The sequence below is a fragment of the Georgenia sp. SYP-B2076 genome (assembly GCF_003991205.1).
Taxonomy (GTDB): domain Bacteria; phylum Actinomycetota; class Actinomycetes; order Actinomycetales; family Actinomycetaceae; genus Georgenia.
Genome location: NZ_RXOZ01000022.1, coordinates 309,990 through 329,296 on the forward strand (window position 1 = coordinate 309,990; position 19,307 = coordinate 329,296).

At 72.4% G+C, this 19,307-nt stretch carries 16 protein-coding genes; 5 read left to right on the forward strand and 11 right to left on the reverse strand.

What is annotated here, in order from left to right; genetic code table 11:
• Positions 1-46 precede the first annotated feature (46 nt).
• The 4 genes from tal to EJK16_RS10765 are packed head-to-tail and all read left to right on the forward strand — an operon-like array spanning position 47 to position 5,376.
• Positions 47-1,177: a transaldolase gene (gene tal, locus EJK16_RS10750; protein ID WP_127129121.1), complete on the forward strand. Its 1,131-nt coding sequence runs from the start codon at positions 47-49 to the stop codon at positions 1,175-1,177.
• The gene (locus EJK16_RS10755) at positions 1,174-2,862 is read left to right on the forward strand and encodes a glucose-6-phosphate isomerase (RefSeq protein ID WP_370276014.1); all 1,689 of its coding nucleotides are present in this window, start codon (positions 1,174-1,176) and stop codon (positions 2,860-2,862) included. The genes tal and EJK16_RS10755 overlap by 4 nt, the downstream gene beginning before the upstream one ends.
• Entirely contained in the window at positions 2,859-4,397 is a 1,539-nt protein-coding gene (gene zwf, locus EJK16_RS10760; protein ID WP_127129123.1) for a glucose-6-phosphate dehydrogenase, read from the forward strand. Before EJK16_RS10755 ends, zwf begins: the two co-directional genes overlap by 4 nt.
• 52 nt (positions 4,398-4,449) lie before the next feature.
• Complete coding sequence (locus tag EJK16_RS10765) at positions 4,450-5,376, forward strand: glucose-6-phosphate dehydrogenase assembly protein OpcA (protein WP_127129125.1); 927 nt, start codon at positions 4,450-4,452, stop codon at positions 5,374-5,376.
• Positions 5,377-5,570: 194 nt separating this feature from the next.
• On the opposite strand, the gene EJK16_RS10770 is transcribed toward EJK16_RS10765, so the two are convergent.
• The 10 genes from EJK16_RS10770 to EJK16_RS10815 form a co-directional block, all read right to left on the reverse strand.
• Complete coding sequence (locus tag EJK16_RS10770) at positions 5,571-5,918, reverse strand: RNA polymerase-binding protein RbpA (RefSeq protein WP_127129127.1); 348 nt, start codon at positions 5,916-5,918, stop codon at positions 5,571-5,573.
• 10 nt (positions 5,919-5,928) lie between these two features.
• Positions 5,929-6,174: a preprotein translocase subunit SecG gene (gene secG / locus EJK16_RS10775; RefSeq protein ID WP_127129129.1), complete on the reverse strand. Its 246-nt coding sequence runs from the start codon at positions 6,172-6,174 to the stop codon at positions 5,929-5,931.
• 304 nt (positions 6,175-6,478) lie between these two features.
• A complete protein-coding gene (gene tpiA / locus EJK16_RS10780; protein ID WP_127129131.1) occupies positions 6,479-7,276 on the reverse strand; it encodes a triose-phosphate isomerase in 798 nt (265 codons plus the stop codon).
• A 4-nt stretch (positions 7,277-7,280) separates the two neighbouring features.
• On the reverse strand, positions 7,281-8,471 hold the full coding sequence (gene pgk / locus EJK16_RS10785; protein ID WP_127129132.1) for a phosphoglycerate kinase: 1,191 nt from the start codon (positions 8,469-8,471) through the stop codon (positions 7,281-7,283).
• Between the two features lie 124 nt (positions 8,472-8,595).
• Complete coding sequence (gap, locus tag EJK16_RS10790; protein ID WP_127129134.1) at positions 8,596-9,600, reverse strand: type I glyceraldehyde-3-phosphate dehydrogenase; 1,005 nt, start codon at positions 9,598-9,600, stop codon at positions 8,596-8,598.
• Positions 9,601-9,821: 221 nt separating this feature from the next.
• On the reverse strand, positions 9,822-10,802 hold the full coding sequence (whiA, locus tag EJK16_RS10795) for a DNA-binding protein WhiA (protein WP_127129320.1): 981 nt from the start codon (positions 10,800-10,802) through the stop codon (positions 9,822-9,824).
• A 17-nt stretch (positions 10,803-10,819) separates the two neighbouring features.
• A complete protein-coding gene (gene yvcK, locus EJK16_RS10800; RefSeq protein WP_205739720.1) occupies positions 10,820-11,803 on the reverse strand; it encodes a uridine diphosphate-N-acetylglucosamine-binding protein YvcK in 984 nt (327 codons plus the stop codon).
• A 167-nt stretch (positions 11,804-11,970) separates the two neighbouring features.
• On the reverse strand, positions 11,971-12,921 hold the full coding sequence (rapZ, locus tag EJK16_RS10805) for an RNase adapter RapZ (protein WP_127129138.1): 951 nt from the start codon (positions 12,919-12,921) through the stop codon (positions 11,971-11,973).
• A 5-nt stretch (positions 12,922-12,926) separates the two neighbouring features.
• The gene (gene uvrC / locus EJK16_RS10810) at positions 12,927-15,107 is read right to left on the reverse strand and encodes an excinuclease ABC subunit UvrC (protein ID WP_127129140.1); all 2,181 of its coding nucleotides are present in this window, start codon (positions 15,105-15,107) and stop codon (positions 12,927-12,929) included.
• 60 nt (positions 15,108-15,167) lie between these two features.
• The gene (locus EJK16_RS10815; protein WP_127129142.1) at positions 15,168-15,680 is read right to left on the reverse strand and encodes an OsmC family protein; all 513 of its coding nucleotides are present in this window, start codon (positions 15,678-15,680) and stop codon (positions 15,168-15,170) included.
• 329 nt (positions 15,681-16,009) lie between these two features.
• On the opposite strand from EJK16_RS10815, the gene EJK16_RS10820 reads away from it, so the two are divergent.
• Positions 16,010-16,270, forward strand: coding sequence for an endonuclease domain-containing protein (locus EJK16_RS10820; protein ID WP_127129144.1), 261 nt, complete (start codon positions 16,010-16,012; stop codon positions 16,268-16,270).
• 171 nt (positions 16,271-16,441) lie between these two features.
• Here EJK16_RS10820 and uvrA read toward each other — a convergent pair whose 3' ends face one another.
• Positions 16,442-19,297, reverse strand: a complete 2,856-nt coding sequence (uvrA, locus tag EJK16_RS10825) for an excinuclease ABC subunit UvrA (RefSeq protein ID WP_127129146.1) — start codon at positions 19,295-19,297, stop codon at positions 16,442-16,444.
• Positions 19,298-19,307 lie beyond the last annotated feature (10 nt).

Genomic DNA, 19,307 nt, shown 5'->3' on the forward strand with positions numbered 1-19,307 from the left:
CCACCACGAGCTTCGTTCCCCAGTGCACACCTTTGGAGAGTCTGAGATGACTGACACCACGACCGACCGCCTCGCCACCCTCAGCGAGAGCGGGGTCTCCATCTGGCTGGACGACCTGTCCCGCGGCCGACTCACCGGCGGGGGCCTCAAGGCCCTGACCGCCGAGAAGCACGTGGTGGGCGTGACCACCAACCCGACGATCTTCGCCGGCGCCCTGTCCAAGGGCACCGACTACGACGCCCAGATGGCCACCCTGGCCGCCGCGGGCACCAGCGTCGACGACGCCGTCATCGCGGTCACCACCGACGACGTCCGCACGGCCGCGGACCTGTTCGCCGACGTCTACCGCGCCACCGACGGCCAGGACGGCCGCGTGTCCATCGAGGTCGACCCGCGCCTGGCGCGCGAGACCGAGAAGACCATCGAGCAGGCCCGCGTCCTGTGGTCCACCGTCGACCGCCCCAACACGATGGTCAAGATCCCCGCCACCCAGGAGGGGCTCCCCGCCATCAGCCAGGCGATCAGCGAGGGCATCAGCGTCAACGTCACGCTGATCTTCTCCCTGGACCGCTACCGGGCCGTGACCTCCGCCTACATCGACGGCCTCGAGCGCGCCCAGCGCGCCGGAATCGACCTGAGCACCATCCGCTCCGTCGCGTCCTTCTTCGTCTCGCGCGTCGACTCCGAGATCGACAAGCGCCTCGACGCCATCGGCACGGACGAGGCGGCCGCGCTCAAGGGCAAGGCCGGTATCGCGAACGCTCGCCTCGCCTTCGAGGCGTACGAGGAGATCTTCTCCACGCCCCGCTGGCAGGAGCTCGCCGCGGCCGGGGCCCACCCCCAGCGCCCGCTGTGGGCCTCCACCGGCGTCAAGGACCCGGCCTACCCGGACACCATGTACGTCGACGAGCTCGTGGTCGACGGCGTGGTCAACACCATGCCCGAGAAGACCCTGGACGCCGCCGCCGACCACGCCAACCTGCGCGGCGACACGGTCCACGGCACGTACGACGAGGCCCGCGCCCTGCTCGACAGCCTCGAGCGGGTGGGCGTGTCCTACGCGGACGTCACCGACCTCCTCGAGGTCGAGGGCGTCGACAAGTTCGAGAAGAGCTGGGCCGAGCTGCTCGAGACGGTCACCACGGCGCTGGAACGCGCCAAGGCGGTCGTCGCGTGAGTGAGGGCTCTACCGCCACGGTGGCCTGGGTAGGTCCCGAGGAGGGCGCGCTGATCGAGGTCAGCGCCACCGGCGACGGCGCGAGCGCCGTCTCCGCGCACGTGCCGGGTCTGGTGGCCGACAAGGTCGCGAGCCGCATCGCCGCCCACGACGCCACGTTGTGGGGCGAGGCGGCCGCGGCCGAGGCCGCCGTCCGCCTCGGCTGGACCGCCCTGCACGAGACCTCCCGGCCGCTGCTCGCGCCGCTGAACAAGCTGCGGGCCGAGCTGCTCGCCGAGGGCATCGACCGGGTGGTCCTCGCGGGCATGGGCGGCTCCTCGCTCGGCCCCGAGGTCCTCGCGGGCTCCGCCGGCGCCCAGCTCACCGTCCTCGACTCGACGCACCCCGACCAGGTGCGCCGCGCCCTCGAGGGCGACCTGCGCAGCACCGTCCTCGTCGTCTCGTCGAAGTCCGGCGGCACGGTCGAGACCGACTCCCAGCGGCGCACCTTCGAGGCCGCATTCACGGCCGCCGGCCTGGACGCGGCGCGGCACATCGTCGTCGTCACGGACCCGGGCTCGCCGCTGCGGGCCACGGCCACCGAGGCGGGGTACCGCGCCGTCTTCGAGGCCGACCCGAACGTCGGCGGCCGCTTCTCCGCGCTGACGGCCTTCGGGCTGGTGCCCGCGGCGCTGGCGGGCGTCGACGTCGAGCAGCTGCTCGACGAGGCGGCCGCCGTCGCGCCGTTCTTCGCGGAGGACTCCGAGGCGAACCCCGCGCTCGTGCTCGGCGCCGCGCTCGGTGGGACGTCGCCGCTGCGCGACAAGATCGTCATCCGCGACGGCGGCTCGGGCCTGTTCCACTTCGGGGACTGGGCCGAGCAGCTCGTCGCCGAGTCGACGGGCAAGGAGGGCACGGGGCTCCTGCCCGTCGTCGTCGGGGCGGGCGCGCCGGAGCTCGCCGCGCCGGCCGCAGACGTGCTCCCGGTGGTGCTGCTCCCGCTCGCGGACGAGGTCGACACGCCCGTCGACGCGGCCGCCGCCGACGCCACCGAGGTCACCGTCGCGGGCACCCTCGGCGGCACGATGCTCCTGTGGGAGTACGCCGTCGCCGTGGCGGGCCGCCTGCTCGGCATCGACCCCTTCAACCAGCCCGACGTGGAGTCCGCCAAGGCGGCCACCCGCGGGCTGCTGGACGGGGCCCCCGCCGCGGGGGCCCCCGCCTTCGTCGACTCCGGCGTCGAGGTGCGCGCCTCGGCCGGGCTGCTCGGCGCGGCGGCCACCGTGGACGAGGCCCTCGAGCGGCTGCTCGGCCAGCTGGGTGAGCACGGGTACGTCGCGGTCATGGCCTACCTCGACCGCGAGGGCCGCGCCGCGACCCTCCTCGACGACGTCCGCCCCGCCCTGGCGGCGCGGACCGCCCGGCCCGTGACCTTCGGCTGGGGACCGAGGTTCCTGCACTCCACCGGCCAGTACCACAAGGGTGGCCCGCCGGTCGGGGTGTTCCTGCAGATCACCGGGACGCCGCAGCACGAGGTCAACATCCCCGGCCGCGACTTCGACTTCGCCACGCTGATCTCGGCGCAGGCCGCGGGCGACGCCCGCGTGCTCGCCGACCTGGGGCGGCCGGTGCTGCGCCTGCATGTGACCAACGCCGACGCGCTCTCCTGGCTCGCCGGCCTACTGATGGGACCGGCAACCGCATGACCGAGACGACACAGGTCCTCAACCCGCTCCGCGACGCCCGCGACCGGCGCCTGCCGCGCATCGCCGGGCCGGCCGGGCTGGTGATCTTCGGCATCACCGGCGACCTCGCCAAGCGCAAGCTCATGCCGGCGATCTACGACCTCGCCAACCGGGGGCTCCTGCCGCCGTCGTTCGCCCTCACGGGCTTCGGCCGCCGGCACTGGAGCACGGAGGAGTTCGCCGAGGTCGTCCACGACGCCGTGCGCGAGCACGCCCGCACCCCCTTCGACGAGCGCACCTGGAAGCAGCTCGTGTCCGGGTTCCGGTTCGTGCAGGGCGAGTTCGACGACGACGCCGCCTTCGACCGCCTCGCCGAGACGGTCGCCGCCCTCGACACCGAGCGCGGCACCGGCGGCAACCACGCCTTCTACCTCTCCGTGCCGCCGGACGCGTTCCCCGTGGTGCTGCGCCAGCTCTCCCGCTCGGGCCTGTCCGGCCGGGACAACGGCCACGGGTGGCGCCGCGTCGTCATCGAGAAGCCCTTCGGGCACGACCTCGCCTCCGCCCAGGAGCTCGACAAGGTCGTCTCGGAGGTCTTCCCGCCCGACGCGGTCTTCCGCATCGACCACTACCTGGGCAAGGAGACCGTCCAGAACATCCTGGCGCTGCGCTTCGCCAACCAGCTGTTCGAGCCGGTCTGGAACGCGCACTACGTCGACCACGTGCAGATCACGATGGCCGAGGACATCGGCATCGGGACCCGGGCGGGCTACTACGACGGGATCGGCGCGGCGCGGGACGTCATCCAGAACCACCTCCTGCAGCTCCTCGCGCTGACGGCGATGGAGGAGCCGGTCTCCTTCGAGCCCGACGCCCTGCGCGCCGAGAAGGAGAAGGTCCTCTCCGCCGTCCGGCTCCCGGAGGACCTGGCCGCGCACACGGCGCGCGGGCAGTACGCCGGCGGGTGGCAGGGCGGCGCGCAGGTCCTCGGCTACCTGGACGAGAAGGGCATCCCCGACTCCTCCATCACCGAGACCTACGCGGCCATGCGCCTGGACGTGGACACCCGCCGCTGGGCGGGCGTCCCGTTCTACCTGCGCGCGGGCAAGCGCCTGGGTCGGCGCGTCACGGAGATCGCCGTCGTCTTCAAGCGCGCGCCGCACCTGCCCTTCGACCTCGCGGCCACCCAGGAGCTGGGCGAGAACGCGCTCGTCATCCGCGTCCAGCCGGACGAGGGCGTCACCATCCGCTTCGGCGCGAAGGTGCCCGGGACCGCGATGGAGGTCCGCGACGTCACGATGGACTTCGGCTACGGCCACGCGTTCACCGAGAACTCCCCCGAGGCGTACGAGCGGCTCATCCTGGACGTGCTCCTGGGCGACCCGCCGCTGTTCCCCCGGCAGCGTGAGGTCGAGCTGTCGTGGAAGATCCTCGACCCCATCATCGCCGCCTGGGAGAAGCTCGGGCAGCCCGAGCAGTACGTGCCCGGCACGTGGGGGCCCGCCGGGTCGGACGCGATGCTCGCCCGCGACGGCCGCGAGTGGCGCCGCCCGTGACGCCCCGCGCGCACGCCCCCGCCACGTCGAACAGCTCCAGGAAGGACCGCACATGATCGTCACCCTCGAGGACACCACGTCCGCCGCGGTGGGCAACCGGCTGGTGTCGCTGCGCGAGGAGGGCGGCGCCGTGGCGCTGGGCCGCGTGCTCACGCTCGTGATCCTCGCCGAGGACGAGGCCTCCGCCGAGGACGCCATCCACATCTCCAACGTCGCGTCGCACGAGCACCCCGCCCGGGTGATCGTCGTGCTGCCCGACGGCGCGGCCGAGGACAAGTCCGGCCTGGACGCCGAGATCCGCGTGGGGAGCGACGCCGGCGCCTCGGAGGTCGTGGTGCTGCGCCCCCACGGCGGGGCGGGCTCCCGGCCCGACACGCTCGTCATGCCCCTCCTGCTCCCGGACACGCCGATCGTGGCCTGGTGGACCGGGATGCCGCCCGCGGCGCCGTCGAAGGAGCCCATCGGGCTCATGGCGCAGCGCCGGATCACCAACACCACCCGGTGCGCCGACCCGGGCGCCGTCCTGGCGACCCTGGCGGAGAACTACGCCCCCGGTGACAGCGACCTCGCGTGGGCGGGCGTGACGATGTGGCGGAGCATCCTCGCGGCCACCCTCGACGAGCCGCCCTTCGAGCCGATCACGGCCGCGGCGGTCTCGGGCTCAGCCTCGCACCCGTCGATCGCGCTGCTCGCGGGCTGGCTGGCGATGCGCCTGGGCGTGCCCGTCACGATGAACGGCGACGGGCACGACGCCATCAGCGGCGTCGTCCTCGAGCGGGAGTCCGGCCCGATCAACCTGACCCGGCCGCAGAACTCCACCATCGCCCTGCTCTCGCGCCCCGGGCGCCCGGACCAGCGCCTCAACCTCCCGAAGCGCGAGATCCAGAACAGCCTCATCGAGGAGCTGCGGCGCCTCGACCCGGACACGACCTACGGCCAGGTCCTCACCGAGGGCCTGGTGCTGCTGGAGCTGGACTAACCCCGCCTTTTTTGGTGAGAGGTCAAGTCCTCACACGGTGGGAGGCCAAGGCCTCACCGCACGGCGCAGCACGAACGCAGGACGCCCCCGGCACATGGTGCCGGGGGCGTCCTGCGTTCGTGTCTCAGGTCCGAAGTTCCCAGGTCACCTCGGGTCCGAAGTTCCCCAGGCGCCGTCACGGTGCCCGGAGCGTGTCAGCCGCCGCGGCGCTCCCGGAGGGCGGCCAGCGCCTCGGCCAGGAGTGCTGCGCCGTCCTCCTCGGACCGGCGCTCCTTCACGTAGGCGAGGTGCGTCTTGTACGGCTCGTTCCGGGGCGGCACGGGCGGGTTCTCCTTGTCCTGCCCGGCCGGCATCCCGCAGCGCGGGCAGTCCCACGTCTCGGGGATGACGATGTCGGGGCCCTTCGCGAAGCTGGGTCGCACCTCGTGCCCCTGGGAGCACCAGTAGGAGACCCACTCCCGGGGCGCGGCCTCGCCGCGCTCGGTCTCGCCCATGGGCCCCGCGCCGACGCGCGAGCCGCGGATCGCACTTCCTCCAGCCACGTCGGCCTCCTCAGATCTCGAACTTCTGGATCAACCCGATGAGCACGATCGAGGTCACCCAGACGAGGGAGATCCCGACCGTGATCCGGTTGAGGTTGCGCTCCGCGACACCCGAGGAGCCGATGCTGCTGGAGATGCCCCCGCCGAACATGTCGGACAGCCCGCCGCCCTTGCCCTTGTGCAGGAGGATGGTCAGGATGAGGAAGATGCTGGTGATGACCAGCACCACCTGAAGGATGATCCGCAGTGCATCCACGGGGCGTGTCCGTTCGTCGTCTTGGGTGTTCCGGCGCGCCGGGCGCGCCGGAACAAGGATAAGCGATGAGGTGGTCTGGAAGTAGCAGACCGCGCCATCAACGCGTCGGCCGCCCCGCGTCCCTCGCCCGGTCGTAGATCGGGCAGGGCGTGCGGGGCGGCCCGGCGCTCGGTCAGGAGATGACCTGTCAGCCACCTGGGCCTGTCAGCCACACTGCGACCGTCGCGTCAGGACATGACCTGTCAGCCAACCTGGGCCCCTGTCAGCCAACCTGGGCCCTGTCAGCCAACCCGGGGTCGGTCGGTCAGAGGCCTACCTTGTGGTCCTGGTAGCGCACGATGGCGGCGAACTCCTCCGCCTGCAGGCTCGCGCCGCCCACGAGGGCCCCGTCGACGTCGTCCTTCGCCATGATCGAGGCCACGTTGGAGGACTTCACCGACCCGCCGTAGAGCACGCGGACCGCGTCGGCGACCGACGCGTCGTAGAGCTCGGCCAGGCGGGCGCGGATCGCGCCGCAGACCTCCTGGGCGTCCTCGGGCGTGGCGACCTCCCCGGTGCCGATGGCCCAGACGGGCTCGTAGGCGATCACGGTCGTGGCGGCCTGCTCGGCGGTGAGGCCGGCGTAGGCGCCGTCGACCTGGCGCAGGCAGTGCCCCACCTGCTCGCCGGCCTTGCGGATGTCGAGCCCCTCGCCCACGCAGATGATCGGCGTGATGCCCTTGGCGAGCGCGGCCTTCGCCTTGGCGGCCACCAGGGCGTCGTCCTCCTGGTGGTACTCCCGGCGCTCCGAGTGCCCGACGACGACGTAGCTCGCGCCGAGCCGCGCCAGCATGACCGCGGAGATCTCACCCGTGTAGGCGCCCGACTCGTGGGCGGAGACGTCCTGCGCGCCGTAGCGGACGTCGAGCTTGTCCCCGTCGACGAGGGTCTGCACCGAGCGCAGGTCCGTGAACGGCGGGAGGACGACGACCTCGACCTGCTCGTGGTCGTGCTTCGCGTCCTTCAGGGTCCAGGCGAGCTTCTGCACGAGCGCGATCGCCTCGAGGTGGTCGAGGTTCATCTTCCAGTTCCCCGCCATGAGCGGGGTGCGGTTGGTTGCCATGGTCTCAGTCCTCCAGGACGGCGATGCCGGGGAGGGTCTTGCCCTCCAGGTACTCCAGCGAGGCGCCGCCACCGGTGGAGATGTGCGAGAAGGTCGACTCGTCGAACCCGAGGATGCGCACGGCCGCGGCGGAGTCGCCGCCGCCGACGATGGTGAAGCCGTCCGCGTCGCTCATCGCCTGCGCGACGGCCTTCGTGCCGGCGGCGAAGGCGTCGAACTCGAAGACGCCCATGGGCCCGTTCCACACGACGGTCTTGGCGTCCGCGATCTTGGACGCGAACAGCGCGGCCGAGTCCGGGCCGATGTCCAGGCCCATCTGGTCGGCCGGGATCGCGTCGGCGGCCACGACGGTGGCGGGGGCGTCGGCCTTGAACTCCGGCGCCACGACGATGTCGGTGGGCAGGACGATCTCGACGCCCTTCGCCTCCGCCTGGGCGAGGTAGCCGCGGACGGTCTCGACCTGGTCCTCCTCGAGCAGCGAGGTGCCCACGCCGTAGCCCTTGGCGGCGAGGAACGTGAAGACCATGCCGCCCCCGATGAGCAGGCGGTCGGCCTTGCCGAGGAGGTTGGCGATGACCCCGAGCTTGTCGGAGACCTTCGAGCCGCCCAGCACGACGACGTAGGGCCGGGCCGGCTCCTCGGTGGCCCTGGACAGGGAGTCGATCTCCTTGAAGACCAGCTTGCCGGCCGCGTGCGGGAGCTTCTTGGCGACGTCGTAGACGCTGGCCTGCTTGCGGTGGACGACGCCGAAGCCGTCCGAGACGTAGGCGTCCGCCAGTGCGGCGAGCTCATCGGCGAGGGCGCCGCGCTCGGCGTCGTCCTTGGAGGTCTCGCGAGCGTCGAAGCGGATGTTCTCGAGCAGGGCGACGTCACCCTCGCCCAGGCCCGCGACGACGGCCTGGGCGTCCTCGCCGACGGTGTCCTTGGCCAGGGTGACCTTCTTGCCCAGCAGCTCGCCGAGACGCTCGGCGACGGGGGCGAGGGAGTACTTGGCGTCCGGGGCGCCCTTGGGGCGTCCGAGGTGCGCGGTGACGACCACCTTCGCGCCGGCGCCGGTGAGCGCCTCCAGCGTCGGCAGCGCGGCACGGATGCGGCCGTCGTCGGTGATGGTCGTCCCGTCCAGCGGGACGTTGAAGTCAGAGCGGACGAGCACGCGCTTGCCGCGCAGGTCGCCGAGGTCCTCGATGGTCTTCATCGACATTCTCCTTATGTCGTCGGTGCGCCGGGGCGGCGGGCCCCGACGCGCGGACGTCCGCGTGCGCGAGCGAGAAGCTGCGCACGCGGACGTCCGTTTGTTGTGCGTGGCCGGAGCCGACCGGTCAGAGGCGCTGGCCGACGTACTCGGTGAGCTTCACCAGGGAGTTGGAGTAGCCGTACTCGTTGTCGTACCACGAGACGACCTTGACCTGGTCGCCGATCACCTTGGTCAGGCCCGCGTCGAAGATGCTCGAGTGCGGGTTGCCGACGATGTCCGCGGAGACGATCGGGTCCTCGGTGTACTCGAGGACGCCCAGCGTGTCAGCCTCGGCGGCCTTCTTCATCGCGTTGTTGACCTCGTCGACCGTGACCTCGCGGCTGGCGGTGAAGGTGAGGTCGGTCGCGGAGCCCGTCGGGGTCGGCACGCGCATGGCGTACCCGTCCAGCTTGCCCTTGAGCTGGGGCAGCACGAGCGACACGGCCTTGGCGGCGCCGGTCGAGGTGGGGATCATGCTCAGGTTGGCGGCGCGGGCGCGGCGCAGGTCCTTGTGCGGGCCGTCCTGCAGGTTCTGGTCCGCGGTGTAGGCGTGGATCGTGGTCATCAGGCCGCGCACGATGCCGAACTCGTCGTCCAGGACCTTGGCCATCGGGGCCAGGCAGTTCGTGGTGCAGGACGCGTTGGAGATGACGTGGTGGCTCGCCGGGTCGTACTCGGTGTGGTTCACGCCCACGACGAAGGTGGCGTCCTCGTTCTTGCCGGGCGCGGAGATGATGACCTTCTTGGCGCCGGCGTCGATGTGCGCCTTGGCCTTGGTGGCGTCGGTGAACCGACCGGTGGACTCGATGACGATGTCGGCGCCGAGCTCGCCCCACGGCAGGGCGGCGGGGTCCTTCTCCTCCAGCGCCTTGAAGGTCTGGTTGCCCACGGTGATGGAGTCCTCCGTGAAGGACACGGCCTCCTTGAGGACGCCGAACACGGAGTCGTACTTCAGCAGGTGGGCGAGGGTCTTGTTGTCGGTCAGGTCGTTGACGCCCACGATCTGGATGTCAGCGCCCGACTCGAGCACGGCGCGGGTGAAGTTACGGCCGATGCGGCCGAAGCCGTTGATACCGACGCGGATGGTCACTATGTCCTCCTGGAGTGCGCCGCTCGGCGCACGCATTGTCCGGAATCCTCAGCACCGGTGACGGTGCTCCGACCACGGCATCCGCGCGGCCGAGGCCGCGCGGACCGGCCGTGGCCAGCACGGACGAGTTTACCCATTCAAGGGAAGAACGACACGAGGACCATGGTCCGCCGCCCGCTGCTGTGAGGGGACTCACCCCACCGGGGCGGCCCGCCCGGCGATCAGAGGTCGAGCATGTCCGGCGTCAGGATGGCCTCGGTGTCCGGGATGCCCTGCTCGTGCGCGCGCTTGTCCGCCATCGCGAGCAGCCGGCGGATGCGCCCGGCGACGGCGTCCTTCGTCAGGGGCGGGTCGGAGAGCTGCCCGAGCTCCTCGAGGCTGGCCTGCTTGTGTTCGAGGCGCAGCCGGCCCGCCTGGATCAGGTGCTCGGGCACCTCGTCGCCGAGGATCTCGAAGGCCCGCTCGACGCGCGCCCCGGCGGCCACGGCCGCTCGGGCCGAGCGACGCAGGTTCGCGTCGTCGAAGTTGGCCAGCCGGTTCGCGGTGCCGCGGACCTCCCGGCGCATGCGCCGCTCCTCCCAGACGAGGACGGCGTCGTGCGCCCCCATGCGGGTGAGCATGGCGGAGATCGCGTCGCCGTCGCGGATGACGACCCGGTCGACGCCCCGGACCTCACGGGCCTTGGCGACGATGCTCATCCGGCGCGCGGCGCCCACCAGCGCGAGGGCGGCCTCGGGGCCGGGGCACGTGACCTCCAGGGAGCTCGACCGCCCGGGCTCGGTGAGGGAGCCGTGCGCGAGGAACGCCCCGCGCCAGGCGGCGGTGGCCTCGGCTACGCCCGCGGAGACCACCTGCGGGGGCAGCCCGCGCACCGGGCGGCCCCGGGTGTCGAGGAGGCCCGTCTGGCGGGCGAGGGACTCCCCGTCCTTGACGACCCGCACGACGTACCGGTTCCCGCGGCGCAGCCCACCCCCGGAGACGACGATGATGTCGCTGGAGTGGCCGTACACCTCGTGCATGGTCTGGCGCAGGCGGCGGGCGGCGATGCCCGTGTCGAGCTCGGCCTCGACGACGATCCGGCCGGAGATGATGTGCAGGCCGCCGGCGAAACGCAGTGTCGCGGCCACCTCCGCCTTCCGGGCAGACACCTTCTCCACCCTCAGGCGGGCGAGCTCATCCTTCACGGCGGAGGTCAACGACATGCCGGTCATCTTCGCACTCATCGGCGGGTGGTTCCTCCGCCGGCCGCGTCCACGTCCCCCAGGACGCCCTCGAACGCGTCCCGGTAGGCGGCGGCGAGGCGGAGCGTGTCGTGCCGCGCGCTGCCGTCGCCCACCCCCACCTGCCGCAGGAGCAGGACGGCGCCGCAGGCCGACGCGGCCTCGGTGAGGTCGTCGAGATCCTCCACCGCGGCGGGGTCGGCGATCATCACGTCGAGGCGCAGGTCGGGGGCGTGCTCGTGCAGGCTGCGCACGTGGTCGGCGGCGCTCATCCCGTAGGTCTCGCCCGCCTGGGCGGAGAGGTTCAGCGTGAGCGCGCGCCGGGCGCGGGTGGTGTGCAGGGCCTCGGAGAGGTCGGGGACGAGCAGGTGCGGGATGACGGAGGAGTACCAGGAGCCCGGGCCGAGCACGACCCAGTCGGCGTCCCGCACCGCCTCGAGCGCCTCCGGCCGGGCGGGCGGGTTCTCGGGCAGCACGCGCACGTGCTCGACCCGTCCCTCGCTGAGCGCGACCTGCGCCTGGCCGCGGACCGTGCGCAGCTGCCCCGCGGAGCGCACGTCGGCCTCGATCTCGAGCGGCACCGCCGCCATGGGCAGCACCCGGCCGCGCACGCCGAGCAGGCGCCCGACCCAGTCCAGGCCCGCGACCTCGTCCCCGAGGAGCTCCCACAGCGCGACAATGAGGAGGTTGCCCACCGCGTGGTTGTTCAGCGGTCCCTCGGAGCAGAACCGGTGCTGGAGCACGTCGCGCCAGGTCAGCCCCCACTCGCCGTCGTCGCACAGGGCCGACAGCGCCATGCGCAGGTCGCCCGGGGGCAGCACGCGGAGCTCCTCGCGCAGGCGCCCGGAGGAGCCGCCGTCGTCCGCGACCGTCACGACGGCCGTGAGGTTCTGGGACACGTGCCGCAGCGCGCCGAGGGTCGCCGCGAGCCCGTGGCCGCCGCCGAGGGCGACGACGGCGGGGCCCCGGGCCCCCGACTGCATGCCGGCGCGCGCCCGCGCCGTGCCCGGGACCACCTCGGGGATCCCCGGCCCGCCGAGGAGGGCGGCGAGCGAGGCGTCGGCCGGTCCGGTGGGCATGGCAGACCGCGGCAACCGGGGTCGGGGCTCCGGCTCCGGCTCCGGCGGCACCTTCGGCTCGGGCTGCCGGCTCATTCGCGCCCCAGGTCCCGGTGCAGGGTGCGGACCGACTGCCCGCGCTCGCGCAGGCGCGCGGCGATCGCCTCCGTCATGGCCACCGAGCGGTGCTTGCCGCCCGTGCAGCCCACCGCGATCGTCACGAACGGCTTGAGCTCGTTGATGTAGCCGTCCAGCACCGGCGCGATGGCGTCGACGTAGCGGTCGGCGAAGGCCTCCGCGCCGTCCTGGCCGAGCACGTAGTCGCGCACCTCCTTGTCCTTGCCGGTGAGGTGGCGCAGCTCGGTGACCCAGTAGGGGTTGCTCAAAAAACGCACGTCGACCACGTGGTCGGCGTCGAGCGGGAGGCCGTACTTGAAGCCGAAGGAGACGACGGTCAGGCGTAGCGGGCGTTCGCCCTCCCCCGCGACCAGCTCGCGGACCTTGCGGGCCAGGTCGTGCACGGACAGCTCGGTGGTGTCGATGAGGACGTCCGCGCGGCGGCGCAGGTGCGCGAGGAGCTTGCGTTCCGCGGCGATGCCGTCCATGAGGCGGCCGTCGCCCTGCAGCGGGTGGGGCCGGCGCACGGACTCGTAGCGGCGGACGAGCTCCTCGTCGGTGGCGTCGAGGAAGACGATGCGGTAGTCGGTGCCCTGCACGCGCAGCTCGTCGAGCACGGCGACGAGCTCGGCGAAGAACTCGCGGCTGCGCACGTCCACCACCGCGGCGAGGCGGTGCACCCCGCCGCCGGTGGGGGTCATCATGCGGGCCAGGGCGGCCAGCATCCGCGGGGGCAGGTTGTCCACCACGTACCAGTCGAGGTCCTCCAGCGCGGCCGCGGCGCGCGAGCGGCCCGCCCCGGACATGCCGGTGATGATGAGCAGCTCCGGCGGGGTGGCCTCCGGCAGCCGCGCCTGGGCGTCCAGCAGAGGGATTCCCTCCGGCACTGTCGGCGGCCTGCTCTCGTCGGTGCCCTGGGTGTCCATGACTCTCAGGATGCCAGGTAGTCGTCGTCGGCAGGCCCGGGGTCCGCCGTCGCCTCACCGCCGGATGGGGTGGGCCCGAGGGCGCCGAGGATGGCCTGCGCGGTGCGCGGACCGATGCCCTTGACGGCGGCGACCTCCTCCACGGTGGCGGCCCGGATGTTCTTCACGGAGCCGAAGGCCTTGAGCAGCGCGGCCTGACGGGTGGGCCCGAGCCCGGGTACGTCGTCGAGCACGGACCGTGTCATCGCCTTGGCGCGCCGCGAGCGGTGGTGCGTGATGGCGAAGCGGTGGGACTCGTCACGCAGGTGCTGCAGCAGGTACAGGGACGGGCTGGTGCGCGGCAGCACCACGGGGAAGTCGTCGCCGGGGAGCCAGACCTCCTCCAGCCGCTTGGCCAGGCCGACCAGGGCGACGTCCTCGATCCCCAGGTCGTCGAGGACCCGCTGCGCCGCCGCGACCTGCGGCTGGCCGCCGTCGACGATCACGAGGTTGGGCGGGTACGCGAACCTGCGGGCGCGACCCGTGCGCGGGTCCACCGGTCCGGAGCGCAGGGGCACGCCGTCGTCGTCGAGGGTGTCGAGGTCCGGGCCGGCGTCGTCCGGGTCCCCGCCGTCCAGGGCGGCGGCCACAGGGTCGAGGGACGCCGTCGCGGCGTCCGGGCCGGCCACGAGCGCCTCCTGCTCCGCGACGTAGCGCTTGAAGCGGCGCCGCAGCACCTCGTCCATCGCGGCGGTGTCGTCCCGGGCGCCCTCGCCGTTCTCCCCGCGGACCACGAAGTGCCGGTACTCGGACTTCTTCGGCACGCCGTCCTCGAACACGACCATCGAGCCCACCTGGTAGGTGCCCTGCGTGTGGGAGATGTCGTAGCACTCGATGCGCAGGGGCGACTCCGGCAGCTCGAGGGCCTCCTGCAGCTCGCTCAGCGCCTTGGAGCGGGACGTCAGGTCCCCGGCGCGGCGCGCCTTGTGCAGCGCGAGGGCATGGGTCGCGTTGGTCCGTACGGTCTCCGCGAGCGCCTTCTTGTCCCCGCGCTGGGGTACGCGGATGCTCACGCGCGAGCCGTGGAGCCCGGAGAGCCACTCCGTCATGCCGTCGACGTCGGCGGGCAGGGCCGGGACGAGGATCTCCTTGGGCACGGCGGTGGTGGGGGCGTGCGCGACGTCGTCGACGCTGGTGGCCTCCCCGTCGACGGCGCGCGCGCGGGCCTTGCCCACGGAGCGGGAGTCCCGCGGGGCCACGGGCGCCCGGTCCGCGCCGCCGTAGACCTGGAGGAGCATGTGCTCCACCAGCCCCGGCTCGTCCAGCTCCTCGACGCGCTCCACCACCCAGCCGCGCTGGCCCCGGATGCGCCCGCCGCGGACGTGGAAGACCTGCACGCTGGCCTCGAGGTCGTCGGCGACGAGGGCGAAGATGTCCGCGTCCGTGCCGTCGGGGAGCACCACGGCGTTCTTCTCCACCACCCGGCGCAGGGCGGCGACGTCGTCGCGCAGGCGGGCGGCGCGCTCGTAGTCCTGCTCCCCGGCGGCCTCGCGCATCTCGCGCTCGAGGCGGCGCAGGTACGGGCCGGTCTCACCCTCCATGAACCGGCAGAACTCCTCGGCGAGCGCGCGGTGGTCGTCCTGGGAGATCCGGCCCACGCACGGGGCGGCGCACTTGTCGATGTAGCCGAGCAGGCACGGGCGGCCCGAGGACTCGGCGCGCCGGTAGACACCGGCGGAGCACGTCCGCACGGGGAAGACCCGCAGCAGCAGGTCGACGGTCTCGCGGATCGCCCACGCGTGGGTGTACGGACCGAAGTAGCGGGTGCCCTTGCGCTTGGCCCCGCGCATGACCTGGACCCGGGGCACGTCCTCCCCCATCGTCACGGCGAGGAACGGGTAGGACTTGTCGTCGCGGAGCTTGACGTTGAACCTCGGGTCGAACTCCTTGATCCAGGCGTACTCCAGGGAGAGGGACTCCACCTCGGTGCCCACCACGGTCCACTCCACCGAGGCGGCCGTGGTGACCATCTGCTGGGTGCGAGGGTGCAGCGCCGAGAGGTCCTGGAAGTAGCTGCCCAGGCGGCTGCGCAGGCTCTTGGCCTTGCCGACGTAGATGACCCGCCCGTGCGGGTCCCGGAAGCGGTAGACGCCCGGGGCATCGGGCACCTCACCCGGCCGAGGGCGGTACGTGGACGGGTCGGCCATGCCAGGAAGCCTACGTCAGGGTGCCCACACGCCGGCCGGGGGTGGGGGCCGGCCAGGCCCTCAGTCGGCCACGGGCACGGCGCCGGCCGCGCTCTGCGCCGGGGCGGCGGGCACCGCGGGCTCGACGCGGACCGGGAAGTGCACGGACCGCGCGACGTGGTTGTGCTCGCGGGCCTCGTGGTGGAGCCGAGCGGCGAGCTCCTCGGTGATGCCCGGCTCCGCGTAGGTCACGCGGGGGCGCAGAACCACCTCCACGAACGGGCCGGCACCGGCGCCCTCGATCCGCTGGGTGCCGGTCGCCTTGTCGAAGTACCCCGTCACGACGACGTCGTGCTTGGCCGCCGTGCGGAGGAACCACAGCATCTGGGCCTGGGAGATGGAGCCGACGAAGAGCTCCTCCGCGCGGTACCGGCTCACGTCCGTGCGCACCTTGAGATCAGAGGTGGCGAGCAGGGTGGGTTTGCCCTCGACGCGCACCTCGTGGTCGCGGGAGTAGCTCGTGTAGCTGGCGGTGCCACGCTCGTCGGCGCCCGTCCAGTCGACGGTCACGTTGTACGTCTGGAGTGCTCCCATGACCCCACGCTAGCCGTCCGCCCTGGGGTGGGCGAGGGGTTCCGGGACGTCCCCACGCCCAATGACACCGTCCGTCCGCACCCGACGCCGAGCGACACCTTCCGCACCGAAGTCGGCCGCCTCGGACCGCCGATGCTGACCGTGCCGCTCCTCGACGCGCTCGTCCGCGCGAGCGGCATCACCGTCCCGGCAGTGATCGCCTTCCGCCGCGCGCACCCCGGCGCCCGCGGCAGCCGCCTGCTTGATCGGGCGCTGACGATGGTCTCGGGGCTGGCTGAGTCGCCACCGGAGTCGCGCCTCCGGGTCACGTGCTGGAGTCGGGCCTCCCGATGTCCGAGGTCAACTACAGCGGGCTGGACAACGGAGCGTTCGTCGCCCGGGTCGACCTCGCCTGGCCGGAGCTGCGGGCGGCGGTCGAGTACGACGGCGCCTACCACGACGCTCCCGAGCAGATCGCGAAGGATCGCGTGCGCATCAACAACCTCCGGGCAGCAGGCTGGACCGTGCTCGTCATCGATCGGCGGCAGACGAAGCAGCCAGGGGCCGTCGTCGAGCTCATCGCCCGCACGCTCGCGCGTGCTGCTCGATGACCGCCGCCGCGGCCGGTGCGCCAGAAGGGAGGGCAGCCGGCGGGCCGGCCCGGTGATGAGCCCCGTCGGCACCCACGCACGGCGACGGCGAGTGACGGGGTGAGCCCCGCCGCCCCCGCGCGGAGCCGACGGGGCGGCGCACCACCCGGTCGGCTCCGCCGTCGCCCGCGGTCAGCTCGCGACGAGCACCCGTGCCGCGAGCAGCTCCGCCAGGTACTGGCCCGTGAACGACTCCGGCACCTTCACGATCTGCTCGGGCGTGCCCGTGGCGACGACGGTCCCGCCGCCGGAGCCGCCCTCGGGACCCATGTCGATGACCCAGTCGGCGTTCTTGATGACGTCGAGGTTGTGCTCGATGACGATGACGGTGTTGCCCTTGTCGACCAGTCCCTGGAGAACTTCCAGGAGCTTGCGGATGTCCTCGAAGTGCAGCCCGGTGGTGGGCTCGTCGAGCACGTACACCGTGCGGCCGCTGGAGCGCTTCTGTAGTTCGGCGGCGAGCTTGACGCGCTGCGCCTCACCGCCGGAGAGCGTGGTCGCCGGCTGCCCAAGCCGGACGTAGCCCAGGCCGACGTCCACCAGCGTGCGCAGGAACCGGGTGATCTTGGGGACCGCGGCGAAGAACTCCACCGCCTCCGCGATGGGCATGTGCAGGACGTCGGAGACCGTCTTGCCCTTGAAGTGCACCTCGAGGGTCTCGCGGTTGTACCGCGCGCCGCCGCACACCTCGCACGGGACGTAGACGTCGGGCAGGAAGTTCATCTCGATCTTGATGGTGCCGTCGCCCTTGCAGGCCTCGCACCGCCCGCCCTTGACGTTGAACGAGAACCGCCCGGGGCCGTAGCCGCGGACCTTGGACTCGGTGGTCTCGGCGAAGAGCTTGCGCACGTGGTCCCACACGCCCGTGTAGGTGGCTGGGTTCGACCGCGGGGTCCGCCCGATGGGCGACTGGTCCACGTGGACGACCTTGTCGAGCCCGTCCAGGCCGGTGACCCGCTTGTGCCGGCCCGGCACGCCCCGGGCGCGGTTCAGCTCGTTCGCCAGCACCTGGTACAGGATCGAGTTCACCAGGGTGGACTTGCCCGACCCGGACACGCCGGTGACGGCGATAAACGTCCCCAGCGGGAAGGAGATGGTGACGTCCTTGAGGTTGTTCTCCTTGGCCCCGACCACCGTGATCTGGCGGCTCTTGTCCACCTTGCGGCGCGTGGCCGGGACGGGGACCTGCCGCCGGCCCGAGAGGTACGCCCCCGTCACCGACTCCTCGGCGCTGAGCAGCCCGGCTAGGTCGCCCGAGTGGACGACCCGGCCGCCGTGCTCGCCGGCGCCCGGGCCGATGTCGACGATCCAGTCGGCGGCGCGGATGGTGTCCTCGTCGTGCTCGACGACGATGAGGGTGTTCCCCAGGTCCCGCAGGCGGGTCAGGGTCTCGACGAGGCGGCGGTTGTCGCGCTGGTGGAGGCCGATGCTCGGCTCGTCCAGCACGTACAGCACGCCCACCAGGCCCGAGCCGATCTGGGTGGCAAGCCGAATGCGCTGAGCCTCCCCGCCCGACAGCGTCGCGGCGCCCCGGGACAGGGAGAGGTAGTTCAGGCCGACGTCGAGGAGGAAGCCCAGGCGGGCGTGGATCTCCTTGAGGACCTGGCCGGCGATGGCGGCCTCGCGCTGCCCGAGGGCCAGGGTGTCGAGGTAGGCCTTGGCGTCGGCGATGGACAGGTCGCAGAGCTCGGCGATCGACAGGGTCCCCAGCCGCACCGAGAGCACCTCGGGCTTGAGGCGCGCGCCCTTGCAGACCGGGCACGGCACCTCCCGCATGTAGCCCTCGTAGCGCTCGCGCGACCACTCGGACTCCGTCTCGGCGTGCTTCCTCTTGACGAAGGAGATCGCGCCCTCGAACCCGGAGGTGTACGAACGCTCCCGGCCCCACCGGTTGCGGTACTTGACCTTCACCTCGTAGTCGTTGCCCTGGAGCACCGCGTCCTTGGCCCTCCTGGGCAGGGCGCGCCACGGGACGTCGACGGAGAAGTCCAGCTGCTCCGCCAGGCCGCGCAGCTGGCGCAGGAAGTACTCGGACTGCGCGGCCCAAGGCGCGACGGCGCCGTCGGCGAGGCTGAGCTCCTCGTCGGGGACGATCAGCTCCGGGTCGACCTCCAGGCGCGCGCCGATGCCGGTGCACTCGGGGCAGGCGCCGTACGGGGCGTTGAAGGAGAAGGTCCGCGGCTCGATCTCCTCGAGCGTGAGCGCATGGTCGTTGGGGCACGAGCGCTTCTCCGAGAAGCGCCGCTCGCGCCCGGGGTCGTCGGCGTCGAGGTCGACCAGGTCGACGACGATCAGGCCGTCGGCGAGGCGCAGCGCGGTCTCGACGGAGTCGGTGAGGCGCTGGCGGACGTTCTCGCGGACCACGAGGCGGTCGACGACCACCTCGATGTCGTGCTTGAGCTTCTTCTCCAGCGTGGGCGGGTCGGAGAGCGGCACGACCTGCCCGTCGACGCGGACGCGGGCGAAGCCCTGGGTCTGGAGGTCGCGGAACAGCTCCGAGTACTCCCCCTTGCGCCCCCGGATCATGGGGGCGAGGACCTGGAAGCGGGTGCCCTCGGGCATCTCGCGCAGCCGGTCGACGATCTGCTGCGGCGTCTGTGCGGTGACCTGCTCCCCGCACACGGGGCAGTACTGGGTTCCCGCCCGGGCGAAGAGCAGCCGCAGGTAGTCGTAGACCTCGGTGATCGTGCCCACGGTCGAGCGCGGGTTCCGGTTCGTGGACTTCTGGTCGATCGAGACGGCCGGGGACAGCCCCTCGATGAAGTCGACGTCCGGCTTGTCCATCTGCCCGAGGAACTGCCGGGCGTAGGAGCTCAGAGACTCCACATAACGCCGCTGCCCCTCGGCGAAGATCGTGTCGAAGGCCAGCGACGACTTGCCCGACCCGGACAGCCCCGTGAACACGACGAGCTTGTCGCGCGGGAGGTCGATGCTGACGTTACGGAGGTTGTGCTCGCGCGCACCGCGCACGAGAAGGTGATCGCTCACCCGGAGATGA

Coding starts and splice junctions, on each gene's coding strand:
- tal (WP_127129121.1), top strand. CDS start 47: ATGACTGACACCACGACCGACCGCCTCGCCACCCTCAGCGAGAGCGGG.
- zwf (WP_127129123.1), top strand. CDS start 2,859: ATGACCGAGACGACACAGGTCCTCAACCCGCTCCGCGACGCCCGCGAC.
- EJK16_RS10765 (WP_127129125.1), top strand. CDS start 4,450: ATGATCGTCACCCTCGAGGACACCACGTCCGCCGCGGTGGGCAACCGG.
- tpiA (WP_127129131.1), bottom strand. CDS start 7,276: ATGGCAACCAACCGCACCCCGCTCATGGCGGGGAACTGGAAGATGAAC.
- pgk (WP_127129132.1), bottom strand. CDS start 8,471: ATGAAGACCATCGAGGACCTCGGCGACCTGCGCGGCAAGCGCGTGCTC.
- whiA (WP_127129320.1), bottom strand. CDS start 10,802: ATGTCGTTGACCTCCGCCGTGAAGGATGAGCTCGCCCGCCTGAGGGTG.
- yvcK (WP_205739720.1), bottom strand. CDS start 11,803: ATGCAGTCGGGGGCCCGGGGCCCCGCCGTCGTCGCCCTCGGCGGCGGC.
- rapZ (WP_127129138.1), bottom strand. CDS start 12,921: ATGGACACCCAGGGCACCGACGAGAGCAGGCCGCCGACAGTGCCGGAG.
- uvrC (WP_127129140.1), bottom strand. CDS start 15,107: ATGGCCGACCCGTCCACGTACCGCCCTCGGCCGGGTGAGGTGCCCGAT.
- EJK16_RS10815 (WP_127129142.1), bottom strand. CDS start 15,680: ATGGGAGCACTCCAGACGTACAACGTGACCGTCGACTGGACGGGCGCC.
- EJK16_RS10820 (WP_127129144.1), top strand. CDS start 16,010: ATGTCCGAGGTCAACTACAGCGGGCTGGACAACGGAGCGTTCGTCGCC.